This window comes from Paenirhizobium selenitireducens ATCC BAA-1503, assembly GCF_900492185.1.
GTDB lineage: Bacteria > Pseudomonadota > Alphaproteobacteria > Rhizobiales > Rhizobiaceae > Allorhizobium > Allorhizobium selenitireducens_A.
Window position 1 is genome coordinate 132,263 of sequence record NZ_UEYP01000007.1, and the last position, 13,672, is coordinate 145,934.

Genomic DNA, 13,672 nt, shown 5'->3' on the forward strand with positions numbered 1-13,672 from the left:
GGAGGGGAGAATGGAACATTCTGTCGTATCCCGTGAGGAATGGCTTGAGGCGCGCCGCGCCCTTCTCGTGAAGGAAAAGGAAATGACCCGGATGCGTGACCGGGTGAATGCCGCGCGCCTGGCGCTGCCCTGGGTCAAGGTCGACAAGGACTATGTCTTCGACACCCCCGCCGGCGCCAGGGCGCTGGCCGACCTGTTCGACGGCCGCAGCCAGCTGGTGGTCTACCATTTCATGTTCGGCCCGGACTGGGAGGCCGGCTGCCCCGGCTGCTCCTTCCTCGCCGATCACCTGGACGGCGCGATCGTCCATCTCAACAACCACGACGTTTCATTCGTCTGCGTGTCGCGCGCCCCGCTCGACAAGATCGAGGCCTACAAGCGCCGCATGGGCTGGCAATTCCCCTGGGTGTCGTCCTTCGGCTCCGACTTCAATTTCGACTACCACGTCTCCTTCACCAGGGAGGATCTCGCCGCCGGCCCGGTCTTCTATAATTTTCGCGAAACGCCGCCCGAACAGGCCCATGACGAACTGCCGGGCCTGTCGTCCTTCTGCCGTGACACCGATGGAACCGTGTTCCACACCTATTCCAACTATGCCCGCGGCGGCGAGGAAATGCTGGGCACGATGATGATCCTCGACTGCGCCCCGCTCGGTCGCAACGAGGGCTCGACCATGGACTTCGTCAAGCGTCACGACGAGTACGAGACCCGGCCGAAGGCGGCGGCCTGCTGTCATTGAAGTCCAGGCGAATCAAGGAGGAAACGTCATGGAATTTTCCAAACCGCGCGAGGAACATCGCTTTCTCGAAAAGCTCGTCGGCGACTGGGTGGTCACCGCATCGACCGGCCACGAAGGCTACGATCCGAACGATCCGGCGAAGGTCTGGACTGAGACCGTTCGCTCGGTCGGCGGCCTGTGGTTCATCGCCGAGGGCAGGGGCGCCATGCCCGACGGCAATCCCGGGCAGATGGTCATGACGCTCGGCTACGACCCCCGGCTCGGCCACTATGTCGGCACCTGGGTCGGTTCGATGATGGACAAGCTGTGGATCTACAAGGGCTGGATCGAGCCGGACGGCCGGACGCTGACGCTCGAGGCCGACGGCCCGAGCTTCGACGATCCGCAGAAAACCGACGTTTATCATGATGTCATCACCTTCATCGATGATGACCGGCGCACCTTCTCCGGCAGCGTGCGCCTGCCGGACGGCACGTTCAAAACCTTCATGACCAGCGAAATGCAACGCCGGACATGAGCCTTGGAAAACCGCCGGACCCCGCGCCTTGAGGCGCGGCCGTCCGCCCGCGCAGAGCCCCGACCTGCCCATCCGACGCGTGCCCTGCCGGGCTCGGCCGTCAAGAAGAGGAACGCATGATGAAGGTCTCCCAGCATCTCTGGTTCGAAAAGGATATGGAAGAAGCCGTGCGCTTCTACACCTCGCTGATCCCCGGTTCCTCTGTGGATTGGATCTCGGCGGTTCCCGCCGACACCCCGAGCGGCCCGGCCGGCAGCGTCAGGCTCGCCGGCTTCACCCTCGGCGACCAGCGCTACATGGCGATCGAGGCCGGCCCGCTCGATACGTTCAACCACAGTTTCTCCATCATCGTCGGCTGCGACAGCCAGGAGGAGATCGACCGGTTGTGGGAAGCGCTAAGCGAGGGCGGCCAGGTCGAGCAGTGCGGCTGGCTCAGGGACCGCTGGGGTCTTTGCTGGCAGATCACCCCGACAAGGCTCGGCGAACTGATGTCCGACCCGGATCCGGAAAAGGCGAAGCGCGTCGCCGAGGCCATGCTGAAGATGGTGAAGTTCGACATTGCCGGGCTCGAGGCTGCTGCCCGGGGCTGACGCATCACTGACGCATATTGAACCGGGCCGCCGGCCAAGGCTGGCGGGCGGTCAACCACTGATCCGTATTCCGCAACCGAAGAGAAAAGGAACGGTCCATGCAAGGCAGCTTCATCTGGTACGAACTCATGCCCACCGACGCGGCCTCCGCCGTCGAATTCTACACCAGGGTCGTCGGTTGGACGGCCAAGGACAGCGGCATGCCCGGTGCCGGCTATACGATCTTCTGCGTGCCCGGCTTTGACATGGGCGTCGCCGGCATGATGCAGCTCACCGACGAGATGAAGGCCAGGGGCATTCCGCCGAACTGGGCGGGTTATGTGGCGGTCGACGACGTCGACGCCATGGCGAAGAAGTTCGCCGACCATGGCGGCGCGGTGCATCACGCGCCGGAGGACATTCCGGGCGTCGGGCGCTTCGCCGTCGTGGCCGATCCACAGGGCGCGGTGATCAGCCTGCTCAAGGTCATCATGCCGGAAGGCCCGATGCCGCCGGAGCCGGAGCGCGGCACGCCCGGCACCTTCGGCTGGGTCGAGCTGATGGCCGGCAATGGCGAGGAGGCTTTCGCCTTCTATCAGACGATGTTCGGCTGGGAGAAGGACATGGCCGTCGACATGGGCGAAATGGGCACCTACCAGTGCTTTGCCAAGGACGGCAAGGTGCTCGGCGGCATGATGACCAAACCGCCCATGGTGAGCGCACCCTTCTGGGGCTATTACATCACCGTCGAGGCCATCGACGCGGCGGCCGAGCGGGTGAGGCAGGGCGGCGGCAAGATCCTCTTCGGACCCGAAGCCGTGCCCGGCGGCAGCTTCATCCTGCAATGCCAGGACCCGCAGGGCGCCTATTTCGCGCTCACCGCGTCGAAGCGCTGACGTCTCGCGTCCTGAGCGTGTCAACTTCAGCCTCGCCCGGTCCAATTTTGGGTGGACCGGGCGAAAGCCGTATCGGCGATCTGCGATTCCGCACCGGTTCTGCTATGGCCAGAATGCCCGGTGCGACCAAGCTCCCTTGGCGGCCCGGCATGGTTCTGCTCAAGACACGGATAGGTTCATGAAATCGACCCTGATCGCCGCCCTCTTCACCCTTGTCCTTCCGGTCGCGGCCTTCGCCGGCGAAATCCGGCTGCCCGCCGCGGCACCGGTCGCGAGCGTCACCATTCCCGACAACTGGAACCCGACCGAAATCGACCACGGCGTCGAAGCGGTCTCGCCGGACGATGCGGTCTATCTGTCGATCGAAGTGGCGGATGAGCAGACCACCGACAAGATCATCGACGACATCTTTGCCTTTCTCGAGGAGAACGGCGTGAAGGTCGATCCGGCCACCCAGACCGAAGCCGACAACAAGCTGAACGGCATGGATGTCTCGACCATCGACTGGGAAGGCGAGGACGAGGACGGACCGGTTTCGGTCGGCGTCACCCTTCTGTCGCCGAGGCCCGGAAAGCTCCTGCTGATGACCTATTGGGGATCGAAGGGAGAACAGGAAAAGCATCTCAACGACTTTGTCGCCATCATCGCGTCGATCAAGCCGGTGAAGTGACAAAGGCAGGCGGCGCCGGCCCTTGGCCGCGGTCGTCGACTACGCCGCCGCTGCGGTGCGCTGCCGGTAGAGATGCGCAAGCATAGCACAGGCGAGCGCCCAGCCGGCCCCGATCGACCAGCCGGCCAGCACGTCGGTCGGATAGTGGACGCCGAGATAGACGCGGCTGAGGCCGACGATCACGGTGAGCAGTACCGCCGATCCGAGATAGAGGATCTTCTGGCTGCGGCTCTCCGCCATTTCCGAAAGAAGGGCGCCGAGCGTCAGGTAGACGACCGCCGAAACGGTTGCGTGGCCGCTGGGGAAGCTGGTGGTGAAGACGCGTGCGACGCCGGTAAGATCGGGGCGAGGGCGGTCGAACAGGGATTTCAATCCGCTGCTCAGCAGCGTGCCGCCGATCACGGAAACCGTCAGAAACCAGGCCGCCCGCGTTCTCCCGATGAGGAAGAGATGGGCGACGACGACGGCGATCAGGATGAAGAGCACCGAGAAACTGCCGAGTGCGGTGATGTCGCGGGCAGCTTCCTCCAGCCAGGCGGGGCCGATCGGGTCGGCCGGATCGCCGGGCGCCCGCAGCGCCATCAGCACGGCCTGATCGATCTTCATCGTCTCGCCTTCGCTCACCTCGTCGGCAATCGCCCCGAAGCCTGCCAGAAGTACGGCCAGCGCCGCTCCGGCGACATAGGAGGATGTCGAACCGCCGCTTTTGTGCCAGATCATTTGTCGTGCTCTTACCGTTTCGAGTGCCATGCCGAACCAGCCGCCCGATTGGGACGGGTCCGCTTCGACGGCCTATAGACTGTCGCCGCGCGCTTCCGCAAGGCTAGCGGAGTTCGGTTTGTCCGCGCCCCAGGGCAATCATGGCAAGGAAAGGGAATCAATGCTGCGGTCAAGCGCCAGAGCCTGACGGGGCGGGCCGTCAGACGTCCTTGGCCGTCTTCTTCGTCGGCCGCTTGACGGGCTTTGCCGCCGCTTCCGGGGCAGCTTCGGCTTCGCGCAGCATGCGCAGCGCCTTCAGCTTTTCGGTCTTCTTGTCGCGGGCCGTCGATTCGGCCGCGATGATGGCGCGGGCGGTATGATCGGTCGTCGCCGCCTTGTCGCGCGCGTCGACCCTGCCGGGCTTGAAGAATTTGTCTTTTGTCGCGGTGGTCATGGGATCAGCCTTCCGAAAGGTGACGGAGGACGGCTTGCGCCCAAGCGAGGACGCAGGCCGCGGGTGAGGCCATTAGCGAGCGGGGCGAATAGCAGCCTTCTTCGGCATCGGCAGCAGGCCTTCGCGCTGCATCTTCTTGCGGGCCAGCTTGCGCAGGCGGCGAACGGCTTCGGCCTTTTCGCGAACGCGCTTTTCAGAAGGCTTTTCGAAGGCGCTACGGGCCTTCATTTCGCGGAAGAGACCTTCGCGCTGCATCTTCTTCTTCAGTACCCGGAGTGCCTGGTCGACATTGTTGTCTCGAACGAGAACCTGCAAGGGATTTCCTTTCCATCGGCGCCCGAGCGCCGTTTAGTGTTAGAGGGTTGAAAGACTAACGCCCGACGCGGATCGAGGAGGGCTTCAGCCAGGGTTCGGCCTTGACCGTCGCCTGCTGCTGCTTCTCCACTGTTCCCAACGACGTTTCAATGCCGTCGATGTCGGACAGGGTGACGCGGCGTTCGAAATTCTCCGCGTCGAAACGGACGCGGTATTCCGGCTCGCCATGTTCGGCGGGCAATACCGTAATGATGCGACAGGCCTGCCTGTTCCGGCTTGTGCCGGAAATGCCGTCCCGAAGCAGGACCCGATCACCCACACGGGGAGACGATTTACGCATGATAGGGTCCTTTCACGACCTGTCCCGCGGAACACGAGAACCTGGGACAAATCAAAAAGGCCGGGCGTTACCCCGACCTCTTCCTGTCACTCAAAGCCTTGACTGCCGGTACATCCGTGGTCAGTCGCGGCGAATGACAATTACGCAGCCCGCAGGTTGTCCGCCGAGTTCTTGCCCGACTTCTTGTCGCGCACGATGTCGTAGGAAACCTTCTGGCCTTCAACGAGTTCGCGCATGCCCGACCGTTCAACGGCGGAGATGTGAACGAATACGTCGGTCGAGCCTTCGTCAGGCTGAATGAAGCCGAAGCCCTTGGTGCTGTTGAACCACTTTACGGTGCCAGTATTCATAACGATATCCTTTCAATCGTTGGGTTCGCCGGTGAGATATTCGTCCGGCTTGATCGACGTTGAGAGGAAATCTGACGGTGCGCAAAGGCGCGTAGACAAACACACTAGCAATCTTCGATAGCGGCAATATAAACCTTTTGCCACGGATTGCAATGAACGAATGAAGAATCTTCGGGACTTCGATTTTCACGCGAGATCGAATCCGCCCCAGGCCACGCGGGCAGGCCGGCCGAGACGCCACGCTGACAACGGCCTGGATCTCACGCCACCAGCCCCTGGGCGATCTTGTAGCGCACCTCCGTCTGCTTGTCCTTCTCCGCCGGCCGCTCGAAGTGATGGACGAAGATCCTGACGGCCTCATGCAGGCTGGTTGTCGCCGCGAAAGCCTGGCGATTCGCCTTCTGGTAGGGCTTGGCGATCTCCGCCAGCATGATCTCGACATTGCGTTGCGGATCCCTCAGCACATGATCGGGAAAACCCGCGCCGACGCCGCCGTTCTGGTTGAGCTGGAAAAGGCCGAAGCTGCGCTCGCCCTTGAGGTTGGACGCGTCCGGGTCGAGGCCGGATTCGGCGATGGCATTGGCGATGGCGGCGATCTGCTGCGCCGTGCCGTAGCCCTGCGCGGCGAATTTGGCGGCGATCATCTCGGCATGCTTGCGGCGCGATGGTTTGATGCGCGCGGACGCATAATTGATCGCTCCGGGCGAGACCGGCACGCCGCCGCTCGACTGAAGCATTCCCGCGACGTGTCTTTCCACCGCGCTGGCAATGAAGGGCCGGCTTTCCTCGAAGGCATTCTGCAAGGCGCCGGCGATGCCCTCGACGATCCGCTGTCCGGTCTCCCCTGTGAGCAGCGCCGCATCCCGCCCGGAAAGCGGTTCGATGTCGCGCCGATCCTGGTCCGCCGAACTCGCCGCCTTTGCCAGAAGGTCCGCCCTGCTGGTGGCCGGCGTTTCGATCGCCAGGACGGCCGCCTCGCGCCCCAGGATCTGCGACAGCAGCAGCTGCGCCATCGATACCGGCCGGCCCAGCGCCTCGGCGAGCGTCTCCTGCGCCTGCGCTGCCATGATCGCGAACAAGGTGCACTGCGCGCGCCAGTCAAGGATGTCTTCGGCACTGTAGTGGATCCCGTAACCGGGATCGGCGCCTTGCAGCGCCCACTCCTTTGCGGAAAAGACAAAGAGGCCGTGACCGGACGAGCCGACCGGCGGGGTTTCGCGCACATTGCTGCGCAGCTGCGCGACGGCCATCAGGTAGAAGGCATTGCCGCCGAACATCGAGGCCTGCTCGACGCAGTGCCGCGCAACCAGGTCCTTGTCCAGGGGGCCGAGGGTGTCGGCCGTCTTGTCGATCGCGTCGTCGCTGATCCACCCCTCGGTCTTTTCCCCGGTCGCAAGCCTGATCTTGGTCCAGGGCAACTGCGTGTCGTCGATGATCTCGACCTTCATTCCGGCCTCGGCCTTCACGCCGAGCGGCTTGCCGCCGCGCCCGTCCCGCATCATGCGGGTCTGCTTCATCACCGCCATGGATCAGATCCTCCCACCCATCTCCATCATTCGTCGCGCGAAAGGTTTCCCACCTCGAACGCGGTCTTCACGCCACGCGCGGCGCACGTCCTGCCGCGGGCCAGTTCCGCCACCTTGTCCAGCAGCCGGACATCCTTTTCGGTGAGGCCGGTCGCATCGAGATCGGGACGCTCCTCGCCGCGGCCGCGGAAGAATTCCTTGATCGCGGCGCGTGTTTCCGGCCCGAGTTTTCGGTCGGGCGTCAGGCAGAGCGTGCTCTGGATGCGTCCGACCACCTCCCCATCGATTACATAAGGCGAGGTCGGCTTCGGGCGCGGCGACGACGGCAGCGGCGCCGAGGAACCAGCCGGCTCTTGCAGCGCGCGAGCCACCTCTGGGCTTCGAATGCTCGCCACCGCGACCGTCACGCCGGAACTGTGCGGATTGGCCCTGGCGGTGGCCGTTGCCGCGCCGATATGCTCGATCAGCTGTGCCTCGATCCCGGCCGGAAGGCACAGGTCGAGATAGCCGCGAATATGGCTGTAGGCGACAACCGGCGAAGCCGCGATCGACTCTCTCTGCCGCGCGGTGCCGTCACGATAGGCTGCGGCGAGCTTGGCGACGAACTGCCGGGTGGGCGCCGGCGGCAGCTGGTACAGATAGGTGCCGGCGGCAATGTCCGTCAGGCTCGAACTCAGTCCGAAGGCCTGCGCCACCACGGCCATGCTCAGCTGCGCGGCGCCGGTGACGGCGAGCACAGCATTTGTGGTCTGGCCGATGACGGAAATCGCCGAACGGGCCGCGTCGCGCTTGCGCTGGAGCTTGAACAGCCGGTCGAAATACTGCGAGCAGCTGTCATCGACATAATTGAAGCCGGCGACCGTCACGTCGTACCAGTCGACGGTCTTGTCGCCATAGCCCGCGTCGCGCACCAGCGCGTCGAGAATCCTTTTCCGATGGCTGGCCGCACGCTCGACATCGGCGGCGTCAAGGACGGGCGGTAGCCCGCCATAGAACTGATCGGCCGTAGAGCACGACGAGACAAAGGCGACGACGGCGAGCATTGCGATGCCGCGCGCCTTGCCGATCAGAGCCCATGCCCGATTGTCCGACATCATGTCCCCCCTGCGGCGCTATGCCCCCCGGCCGCGTCGGTGCGCGCATTCATGCGCCATCCGATCAGGTTATACCGTCTCAAATGCAATTTAAAGAGGATTTGTCATTTCATTTAATCTATCTAAGATTGCAATTGATGGTGCGAAGAATTCGCGTCTCCCGGTCCCGGTCCCGGTCCCGGTCCCGGTCCCGGTCCCGGAGGCGGAGGTCAGCATCCTTGCGTGCCGGATGCTTTCCTTCTGCGTCGCAAGGCCTATGCTGGCTGCGGCTCGCTGCCATGGATGCTTTTTGCGGAGCGTGTGATGATCGGATCGATTGCAAGGGTGGTGATCTATGGTCTGCTCGGCCTTGTCGGCCTGCCGATCGCAACGACATTGCTGGTGCTGGCGCTCTCCCACGCCTTTGACCCGCGCTGCGGCACGCCGGGCGATTCGGGTGGCTGCGAAATGGGCGCCGTCTCGATCGGCGTGCTGGCCGCCCTTCCGGGGCTCGCCATCGGCGTGGCCCTTGCCATTTTTCAGGAGTGGCGCAAACGGCAGCGTGGCTAGTATCAGGGCTTCTGATGGCGCAACGCATTGACCAGCAGGGAAAAGGCCGGCGAGGCATGGCGGCGGCTCGGATAATAGAGGTGATAGCCGGCAAAGGGCGGCGTCCAGTCGTCCAGCACCTGCACCAGGCGGCCCGCCGCAACATGATCGCCCACCATGTCCTCGAAGAGGAAGGCGAGGCCATAGCCATCGAGCGTCGCCCTCAGCACCTGGCCCACATCGTTGAAGATCAACTGGCCCTCGACCCTGACGCGCAGTTCCTGGCCGTCCTTCTCGAACTCCCAGGCATAAATGCCGCCATAGGTCGGCAGGCGCGTGGTGATGCAGTCGTGCTGGGTCAGGTCGCGCGGCGAAACGGGTAGGGGGCGGTTGGCCAGATAGCCCGGCGCGCCGACCACGACGAGACGTGCGTCCGGCGCGATCCGCACCGCGACCATGTCCTTCTCCACCTGCTCGCCGAACCGTACCCCGGCGTCGAAGCGCTCGGCGACGATGTCGGTCAGCGCCAGATCGGAGAACAGCTCGACCCTGATATCGGGATTATGCCGCAGCACCGGGGAGAGCTTCGGCCATAGCACGGTGTCGATCGCGTGCTGGGTGGCGGTGATGCGGAAACTTCCGGCCGGCCGGTCCCGGTATTGGCCGAGAACCTCGAGTTCCTGCTCGATGCTGTCGAAGGCCGGCCCAAGTGCCGCCAGCAGCCGCTCGCCGGCCTCGGTCGGGGCAAGGCTGCGGGTGGTGCGGGTGAGAAGCCGCACACCGAGCCGTTCCTCCAGCCGCCTGACGATCAGGCTGAGCGAGGACTGCGAGGTGCCGAGCCTTGCGGCAGCGCGGGTAAAGCTGCGCTCCTCCGCCACGCTGCGAAAGGCCATCAGGTCGCCCAACTCTTCGCGCCGCATTCATTGATCCTCGATATAGGTGCAATCTCTTTATGTAGCCTAATCGAAATAAACAAGGTCGGCTATAGTCTGTCGCAAGGGGTGGCGAGCCGCCCCGCTCAACAAGGCTTGCGGGAGCGCATCATGGACATCAAGAGAGTGGGAACGCGACCCTCGACCAAGGGTCCGGCGGACTGGTTCACTGGAAGCGTGCGCATCGATCCGCTGTTCCAGGCGGAGACACCGGCCCGCGCCAGTGGCGCCGCCGTCACTTTCGAGCCTGGCGCCCGCACCGCCTGGCACACCCATCCGCTCGGCCAGACGCTGATCGTCACCGCGGGCCTCGGCCTCGTCCAGCGTGAGGGTGGACCGATCGAGGAGATCCGCCCCGGCGACGTGGTCTGGTTCGCACCGGGCGAAAGGCACTGGCATGGCGCCTCACCGACCGTCGCCATGACCCATATCGCCATCCACGAGGCCCTCGACGGCAAGACCGTCGACTGGCTCGAACCGGTTACCGACGACCAGTATTCCGGCCGCTGATCCTCCCCGCGGCCGCCTTCGCCCCGGATCTTCCGGGGTTTCATCCCTCAACATCATTGGAGAATGCCATGCTGACCAAGGCCTTCGGCGCCTATGCCGCCGACAAACCGCTCGAGCCGATGCAGATCCCCCGCCGCGATGTGGGGCCGAACGATGTGCAGATCGCCATCGCCTATTGCGGCGTCTGCCATTCCGACCTGCACACCGTGCGCTCCGAATGGGCGGGAACGCTCTATCCTTGCGTGCCCGGCCACGAGATCGTCGGCCATGTCACCGCGGTCGGCTCGGCGGTCTCCGGCTTTGCCGTCGGCGAAACAGTCGGCGTCGGCTGCATGGTCGACAGCTGCCAGAGCTGCTACGCCTGTGACGATGGACTGGAGCAATATTGCGAACACGGCTTCACCGGTACCTATAACGGCAAGACGGCCGACAAGCCTGGCCATACGCTCGGCGGCTATTCGCAGTCGATCACCGTCAAGGACAAGTTCGTCGTCAAGGTCCGCCATCCGGCCGAACAGCTCGCCGCCGTCGCGCCGCTTCTCTGCGCCGGCATCACGCTGTGGTCGCCGCTGCGCCACTGGAATGCCGGACCGGGCAAGAAGGTCGGCATTGTCGGCATCGGCGGTCTCGGACATATGGGTGTAAAGCTCGCCCGTGCGCTCGGCGCCCATGTCGTCGCCTTCACCACCTCGGAGAACAAGCGCCAGGCCGCGCTGGATCTCGGCGCCCATGAGGTCGTCGTGTCGCGCAATGCGGACGAGATGAAGGCCCATGGCAATTCGTTCGACCTGATCGTCGACACCGTCGCCGCCAGCCACAACCTCGACAGCTTCGTCAATCTGCTGAAGCGTGACGGCACGCTGACGCTGGTCGGCGCGCCGGAACACCCGCATCCCTCGCCGGCCGTCTTCCCGCTGATCATGAAGCGTCGCTCGATCGCCGGCTCGACCATCGGCGGCATTGCCGAGACCCAGGAGATGATGGATTTCTGCGCCGAACACGGCATCGTCGCCGACATCGAGATGATCGCGGCAGCAGAGATCGAGGCGGCCTACGCCCGGATGCTGAAGAGCGACGTCAAATACCGCTTCGTCATCGACAGCGCGACGCTCTGAAGGGGAAGGCCATCTTCTGCCCAGTGGGGAGAAGTGCCGAGCGCGCCGCGACGTTTCCGGCCTCCTCTCCCCGGCGGGGAGAGGTCCGCCGAGCGAAGCGGAGGCGGGGTGAGGGGGAACCGCGCGCGCCAAGGCAAAGAGCCACGCCCCATGCTCCCGGCCTTGCTTCGCCCCCTCATCCGGCGCTATGCGCCACCTTCTCCCCCATGGGGAGAAGACAGCCCGACAGCGCTCGCTCGGCCGAGGAAGGCAACGATCGTCGCGTGGCGAATGGGCGTTCGAGGCGGTCGCGAACGAGGACCCCGCCGCTTACTTGTTCTGCAAGAGCCACATCTTGCCGGCCATGGTGATGCCATGGGCGGACTGGTCGACGGCGGTGTCGCTGTTGATGGCCTGAAGCAGGCCATGCTCGCGCAATTCGTTGACCGTCGTCGTCTTGATCGACTTGATCTTCTGCGGCCGCTCCTTGAAGCGGTCGGTGCGGGCATAGGTCACCTGCGCATTGAGGTGGGTCCAGTTGTTGCCCTCGGCGGGAAAGAGGTCGCCATCCTTGGCAAGTTTCAGTCCGCGGATCTGGACGGGGGTGAGTTCGAGCATGGTCGGTCCTTGAAAATCTGTCGTGGTGTCGGTTCGAGTGCCGCGGCCGGCTTCAGACTGGCCGCCGGCGGATCAGGCAGCGGCGAGTGCGCCTTCGGCCTCGCGGAAGGAGAGCAGTCGGCCACGCTTTTCGTCCCACAGGGCGAGCTTGACGCAGGCGAAGCTGTCGCGAAGCGTGATGCGGCCGATGCCGGCGAGTTGCGGATGGTCGCGCAACACTTCCGGCAGGCGGTAATAGGGAATGCGGCTCGCCAGGTGGTGGACGTGGTGAATGCCGATATTGCCGGTCAGCCAGCGTAGCGCCAGCGGCAGGTCGTAATGCGAGGCGCCGTGCAGCGCGGCCTTGGGAAACTGCCAGTCATCGCCCTTCGACCAGTGCGTCTCCTCGAACTGGTGCTGGACATAGAACAGCCAGATTCCGGTGGCGCCGGCGATCAGCACGATCGGCAGGTGGATGACCAGGAAGGGCACGAGGCCGACCGCCCAGATCATCAGGGCAGACACCACGGCAATGCCGAGATTGGTCCCCATGGTCGAGATCCACGGCTGCGCGCCGTCCTTCATCATGCCGAAGGGAAGGCGCTGCTTGAACAGGAAGAGAAAGGCCGGGCCGATGCCGAACATCACCGCCGGGTGACGGTAGAGGCGATAGCCGAGCCGGCCGCGCGGAGAAAGCGCGCGATATTCCTCGAGCGTCAGCGTGGTGATGTCGCCGATGCCGCGCTCGTCGAGATTGCCGGCGCTGGCATGGTGGGCGGCGTGCGCCCGGCGCCAGTAGCCGTAAGGGGTGAGTGTCAGAACGCCGATCAGCCGGCCGGTCCAGTCGTCGAGCCCGCGGCGCGCAAAGAACGAGCCGTGGCCGCAATCGTGCTGGATCATGAACAGGCGCAGCAGGAAGAAGCCGGCCGGAACGATGGCGATGAGGCCGAGCCAGACGCCGTTGACCAGCGAAAGATAGGCAAGCGTCCAGAACAGGACGAACGGAACAAGCGTGATGACCAGCTCGAAAGCGCTGCGCCCGAGGCGCGGCTGTCGATAGCGCGCCAGGATCTTCAACCACGCGCCGACATTCTCATCGGCAGGTGCAGTAGGTGCGTGGATGGTGACGTGGGCGTTCATATAGTCCGATCCGTTTGTTTCAAAGGCGCGCCAAGCCGGCGCTGGCTTCCTCGAAGCTGCGCGCGTCTTTGCGTGCGGCTCGATGGTGCAATTTTAGCGAGTTTTATTTCTGCCTGCATCCCTGACGTTCAAGGCTGTGCAAACGCAAAAAGGCCAGACATTCGCCTGGCCTTCTCAACTTCTTTAAGCCCGCCACGCCAGTACATCCGTGGTCGCGGCTAGCTGAAGCTTCAAGCGGCCTGCAGCTGGCCGGCGGACATCTTGCCCGACTTGTTGTCGCGTTCCAGCTCGAAGGAGATCTTCTGGCCTTCGACGAGATCGCGCATGCCGGCGCGCTCTACGGCCGAGATGTGGACGAACACGTCCGCGCCGCCGTTGTCAGGCTGAATGAAGCCGAAGCCCTTGGTGGAATTGAACCATTTTACTGTGCCGGTGGTCATGACGAACCCTTTCATAGCAACATTGAGATCCGCCGAACGACGCTCGACGGTTGATTTCGACTTTTGAGAGGGGGAAGTTCGTCCAGAGGCGCAAGCGCCATAAACAAATATCGGCAAACAAAGTATCGATAAGCCATAGATACACGCTCGCCCGTCCGGCGTCAACTTTTTGTTTGTGTTCCTTTTGTGTGCGTCTAATGGTTGTGTTTGTCCCTGGGCCGGTTCCACCGCGAGGTTGTGTCGTAGCCGTGCCGGGCAGGGG

At 64.0% G+C, this 13,672-nt stretch carries 19 protein-coding genes; 8 read left to right on the plus strand and 11 right to left on the minus strand.

The features are described 5' to 3' along the window. The first annotated feature begins 10 nt into the window (after positions 1–10). The 5 genes from RHIZ70P_RS14360 to RHIZ70P_RS14380 all read left to right on the plus strand — a co-directional run bounded on the left by RHIZ70P_RS14360 (position 11) and on the right by RHIZ70P_RS14380 (position 3,391). Positions 11–739 (plus strand): DUF899 domain-containing protein, encoded by a 729-nt coding sequence (locus RHIZ70P_RS14360; RefSeq protein ID WP_115671112.1) that lies wholly within the window; start codon positions 11–13, stop codon positions 737–739. Between the two features lie 28 nt (positions 740–767). Beyond that, the gene (locus RHIZ70P_RS14365; RefSeq protein WP_115671114.1) at positions 768–1,256 is read left to right on the plus strand and encodes a DUF1579 domain-containing protein; all 489 of its coding nucleotides are present in this window, start codon (positions 768–770) and stop codon (positions 1,254–1,256) included. Between the two features lie 116 nt (positions 1,257–1,372). Beyond that, a complete protein-coding gene (locus tag RHIZ70P_RS14370) occupies positions 1,373–1,846 on the plus strand; it encodes a VOC family protein (protein ID WP_210209745.1) in 474 nt (157 codons plus the stop codon). A gap of 98 nt (positions 1,847–1,944) precedes the next feature. Further along, the gene (locus RHIZ70P_RS14375) at positions 1,945–2,721 is read left to right on the plus strand and encodes a VOC family protein (RefSeq protein ID WP_115671116.1); all 777 of its coding nucleotides are present in this window, start codon (positions 1,945–1,947) and stop codon (positions 2,719–2,721) included. 178 nt (positions 2,722–2,899) lie between these two features. Then, entirely contained in the window at positions 2,900–3,391 is a 492-nt protein-coding gene (locus tag RHIZ70P_RS14380) for a histidine kinase (RefSeq protein WP_115671117.1), read from the plus strand. Between the two features lie 39 nt (positions 3,392–3,430). Here RHIZ70P_RS14380 and RHIZ70P_RS14385 read toward each other — a convergent pair whose 3' ends face one another. The 7 genes from RHIZ70P_RS14385 to RHIZ70P_RS14415 form a co-directional block, all read right to left on the minus strand. Further along, positions 3,431–4,111 (minus strand): phosphatase PAP2 family protein, encoded by a 681-nt coding sequence (locus tag RHIZ70P_RS14385; protein WP_181904031.1) that lies wholly within the window; start codon positions 4,109–4,111, stop codon positions 3,431–3,433. A 199-nt stretch (positions 4,112–4,310) separates the two neighbouring features. Beyond that, on the minus strand, positions 4,311–4,544 hold the full coding sequence (locus RHIZ70P_RS14390) for a hypothetical protein (protein WP_115671121.1): 234 nt from the start codon (positions 4,542–4,544) through the stop codon (positions 4,311–4,313). Positions 4,545–4,616: 72 nt separating this feature from the next. Further along, entirely contained in the window at positions 4,617–4,859 is a 243-nt protein-coding gene (gene rpsU, locus RHIZ70P_RS14395; RefSeq protein WP_115671123.1) for a 30S ribosomal protein S21, read from the minus strand. A 55-nt stretch (positions 4,860–4,914) separates the two neighbouring features. After that, positions 4,915–5,199 carry a cold-shock protein gene (locus tag RHIZ70P_RS14400; RefSeq protein ID WP_147294003.1) on the minus strand — a complete coding sequence of 95 codons (285 nt, stop codon included), beginning with the start codon at positions 5,197–5,199 and terminating at the stop codon, positions 4,915–4,917. A 140-nt stretch (positions 5,200–5,339) separates the two neighbouring features. Next, a complete protein-coding gene (locus RHIZ70P_RS14405) occupies positions 5,340–5,549 on the minus strand; it encodes a cold-shock protein (protein WP_028737030.1) in 210 nt (69 codons plus the stop codon). 260 nt (positions 5,550–5,809) lie between these two features. Next, positions 5,810–7,075, minus strand: a complete 1,266-nt coding sequence (locus RHIZ70P_RS14410; RefSeq protein WP_115671125.1) for a phage tail tip lysozyme — start codon at positions 7,073–7,075, stop codon at positions 5,810–5,812. A gap of 26 nt (positions 7,076–7,101) precedes the next feature. Further along, entirely contained in the window at positions 7,102–8,169 is a 1,068-nt protein-coding gene (locus tag RHIZ70P_RS14415; RefSeq protein ID WP_147294004.1) for a hypothetical protein, read from the minus strand. A gap of 303 nt (positions 8,170–8,472) precedes the next feature. Here RHIZ70P_RS14415 and RHIZ70P_RS14420 point away from each other — a divergent pair, with 303 nt between their 5' ends. Next, a complete protein-coding gene (locus RHIZ70P_RS14420) occupies positions 8,473–8,718 on the plus strand; it encodes a hypothetical protein (protein ID WP_147294005.1) in 246 nt (81 codons plus the stop codon). A gap of 2 nt (positions 8,719–8,720) precedes the next feature. On the opposite strand, the gene RHIZ70P_RS14425 is transcribed toward RHIZ70P_RS14420, so the two are convergent. After that, on the minus strand, positions 8,721–9,617 hold the full coding sequence (locus tag RHIZ70P_RS14425) for a LysR family transcriptional regulator (protein ID WP_115671130.1): 897 nt from the start codon (positions 9,615–9,617) through the stop codon (positions 8,721–8,723). A gap of 123 nt (positions 9,618–9,740) precedes the next feature. On the opposite strand from RHIZ70P_RS14425, the gene RHIZ70P_RS14430 reads away from it, so the two are divergent. Together RHIZ70P_RS14430 and RHIZ70P_RS14435 are read left to right on the plus strand one after the other, a co-directional pair. After that, the gene (locus tag RHIZ70P_RS14430) at positions 9,741–10,139 is read left to right on the plus strand and encodes a cupin domain-containing protein (RefSeq protein ID WP_115671131.1); all 399 of its coding nucleotides are present in this window, start codon (positions 9,741–9,743) and stop codon (positions 10,137–10,139) included. A gap of 68 nt (positions 10,140–10,207) precedes the next feature. Then, positions 10,208–11,254, plus strand: coding sequence for an NAD(P)-dependent alcohol dehydrogenase (locus tag RHIZ70P_RS14435; RefSeq protein ID WP_115671223.1), 1,047 nt, complete (start codon positions 10,208–10,210; stop codon positions 11,252–11,254). Between the two features lie 309 nt (positions 11,255–11,563). Here the strand turns inward: RHIZ70P_RS14435 and RHIZ70P_RS14440 are convergent, their stop codons facing one another. The 3 genes from RHIZ70P_RS14440 to RHIZ70P_RS14450 form a co-directional block, all read right to left on the minus strand. Then, the gene (locus tag RHIZ70P_RS14440) at positions 11,564–11,851 is read right to left on the minus strand and encodes a hypothetical protein (RefSeq protein WP_115671133.1); all 288 of its coding nucleotides are present in this window, start codon (positions 11,849–11,851) and stop codon (positions 11,564–11,566) included. Positions 11,852–11,923: 72 nt separating this feature from the next. Beyond that, on the minus strand, positions 11,924–12,970 hold the full coding sequence (locus tag RHIZ70P_RS14445) for a fatty acid desaturase (protein WP_115671135.1): 1,047 nt from the start codon (positions 12,968–12,970) through the stop codon (positions 11,924–11,926). Positions 12,971–13,200: 230 nt separating this feature from the next. Next, positions 13,201–13,425, minus strand: a complete 225-nt coding sequence (locus RHIZ70P_RS14450; RefSeq protein WP_084638528.1) for a cold-shock protein — start codon at positions 13,423–13,425, stop codon at positions 13,201–13,203. Positions 13,426–13,672 lie beyond the last annotated feature (247 nt).

Bases quoted from the DNA above. Each gene is read 5' to 3' on its own strand.
- RHIZ70P_RS14360 (WP_115671112.1), top strand. From the start codon at position 11: ATGGAACATTCTGTCGTATCCCGTGAGGAATGGCTTGAGGCGCGCCGC.
- RHIZ70P_RS14365 (WP_115671114.1), top strand. From the start codon at position 768: ATGGAATTTTCCAAACCGCGCGAGGAACATCGCTTTCTCGAAAAGCTC.
- RHIZ70P_RS14370 (WP_210209745.1), top strand. From the start codon at position 1,373: ATGATGAAGGTCTCCCAGCATCTCTGGTTCGAAAAGGATATGGAAGAA.
- RHIZ70P_RS14375 (WP_115671116.1), top strand. From the start codon at position 1,945: ATGCAAGGCAGCTTCATCTGGTACGAACTCATGCCCACCGACGCGGCC.
- RHIZ70P_RS14380 (WP_115671117.1), top strand. From the start codon at position 2,900: ATGAAATCGACCCTGATCGCCGCCCTCTTCACCCTTGTCCTTCCGGTC.
- RHIZ70P_RS14385 (WP_181904031.1), bottom strand. From the start codon at position 4,111: ATGATCTGGCACAAAAGCGGCGGTTCGACATCCTCCTATGTCGCCGGA.
- RHIZ70P_RS14390 (WP_115671121.1), bottom strand. From the start codon at position 4,544: ATGACCACCGCGACAAAAGACAAATTCTTCAAGCCCGGCAGGGTCGAC.
- RHIZ70P_RS14400 (WP_147294003.1), bottom strand. From the start codon at position 5,199: ATGCGTAAATCGTCTCCCCGTGTGGGTGATCGGGTCCTGCTTCGGGAC.
- RHIZ70P_RS14405 (WP_028737030.1), bottom strand. From the start codon at position 5,549: ATGAATACTGGCACCGTAAAGTGGTTCAACAGCACCAAGGGCTTCGGC.
- RHIZ70P_RS14410 (WP_115671125.1), bottom strand. From the start codon at position 7,075: ATGGCGGTGATGAAGCAGACCCGCATGATGCGGGACGGGCGCGGCGGC.
- RHIZ70P_RS14415 (WP_147294004.1), bottom strand. From the start codon at position 8,169: ATGTCGGACAATCGGGCATGGGCTCTGATCGGCAAGGCGCGCGGCATC.
- RHIZ70P_RS14420 (WP_147294005.1), top strand. From the start codon at position 8,473: ATGATCGGATCGATTGCAAGGGTGGTGATCTATGGTCTGCTCGGCCTT.
- RHIZ70P_RS14425 (WP_115671130.1), bottom strand. From the start codon at position 9,617: ATGCGGCGCGAAGAGTTGGGCGACCTGATGGCCTTTCGCAGCGTGGCG.
- RHIZ70P_RS14430 (WP_115671131.1), top strand. From the start codon at position 9,741: ATGGACATCAAGAGAGTGGGAACGCGACCCTCGACCAAGGGTCCGGCG.
- RHIZ70P_RS14435 (WP_115671223.1), top strand. From the start codon at position 10,208: ATGCTGACCAAGGCCTTCGGCGCCTATGCCGCCGACAAACCGCTCGAG.
- RHIZ70P_RS14440 (WP_115671133.1), bottom strand. From the start codon at position 11,851: ATGCTCGAACTCACCCCCGTCCAGATCCGCGGACTGAAACTTGCCAAG.
- RHIZ70P_RS14445 (WP_115671135.1), bottom strand. From the start codon at position 12,970: ATGAACGCCCACGTCACCATCCACGCACCTACTGCACCTGCCGATGAG.
- RHIZ70P_RS14450 (WP_084638528.1), bottom strand. From the start codon at position 13,425: ATGAAAGGGTTCGTCATGACCACCGGCACAGTAAAATGGTTCAATTCC.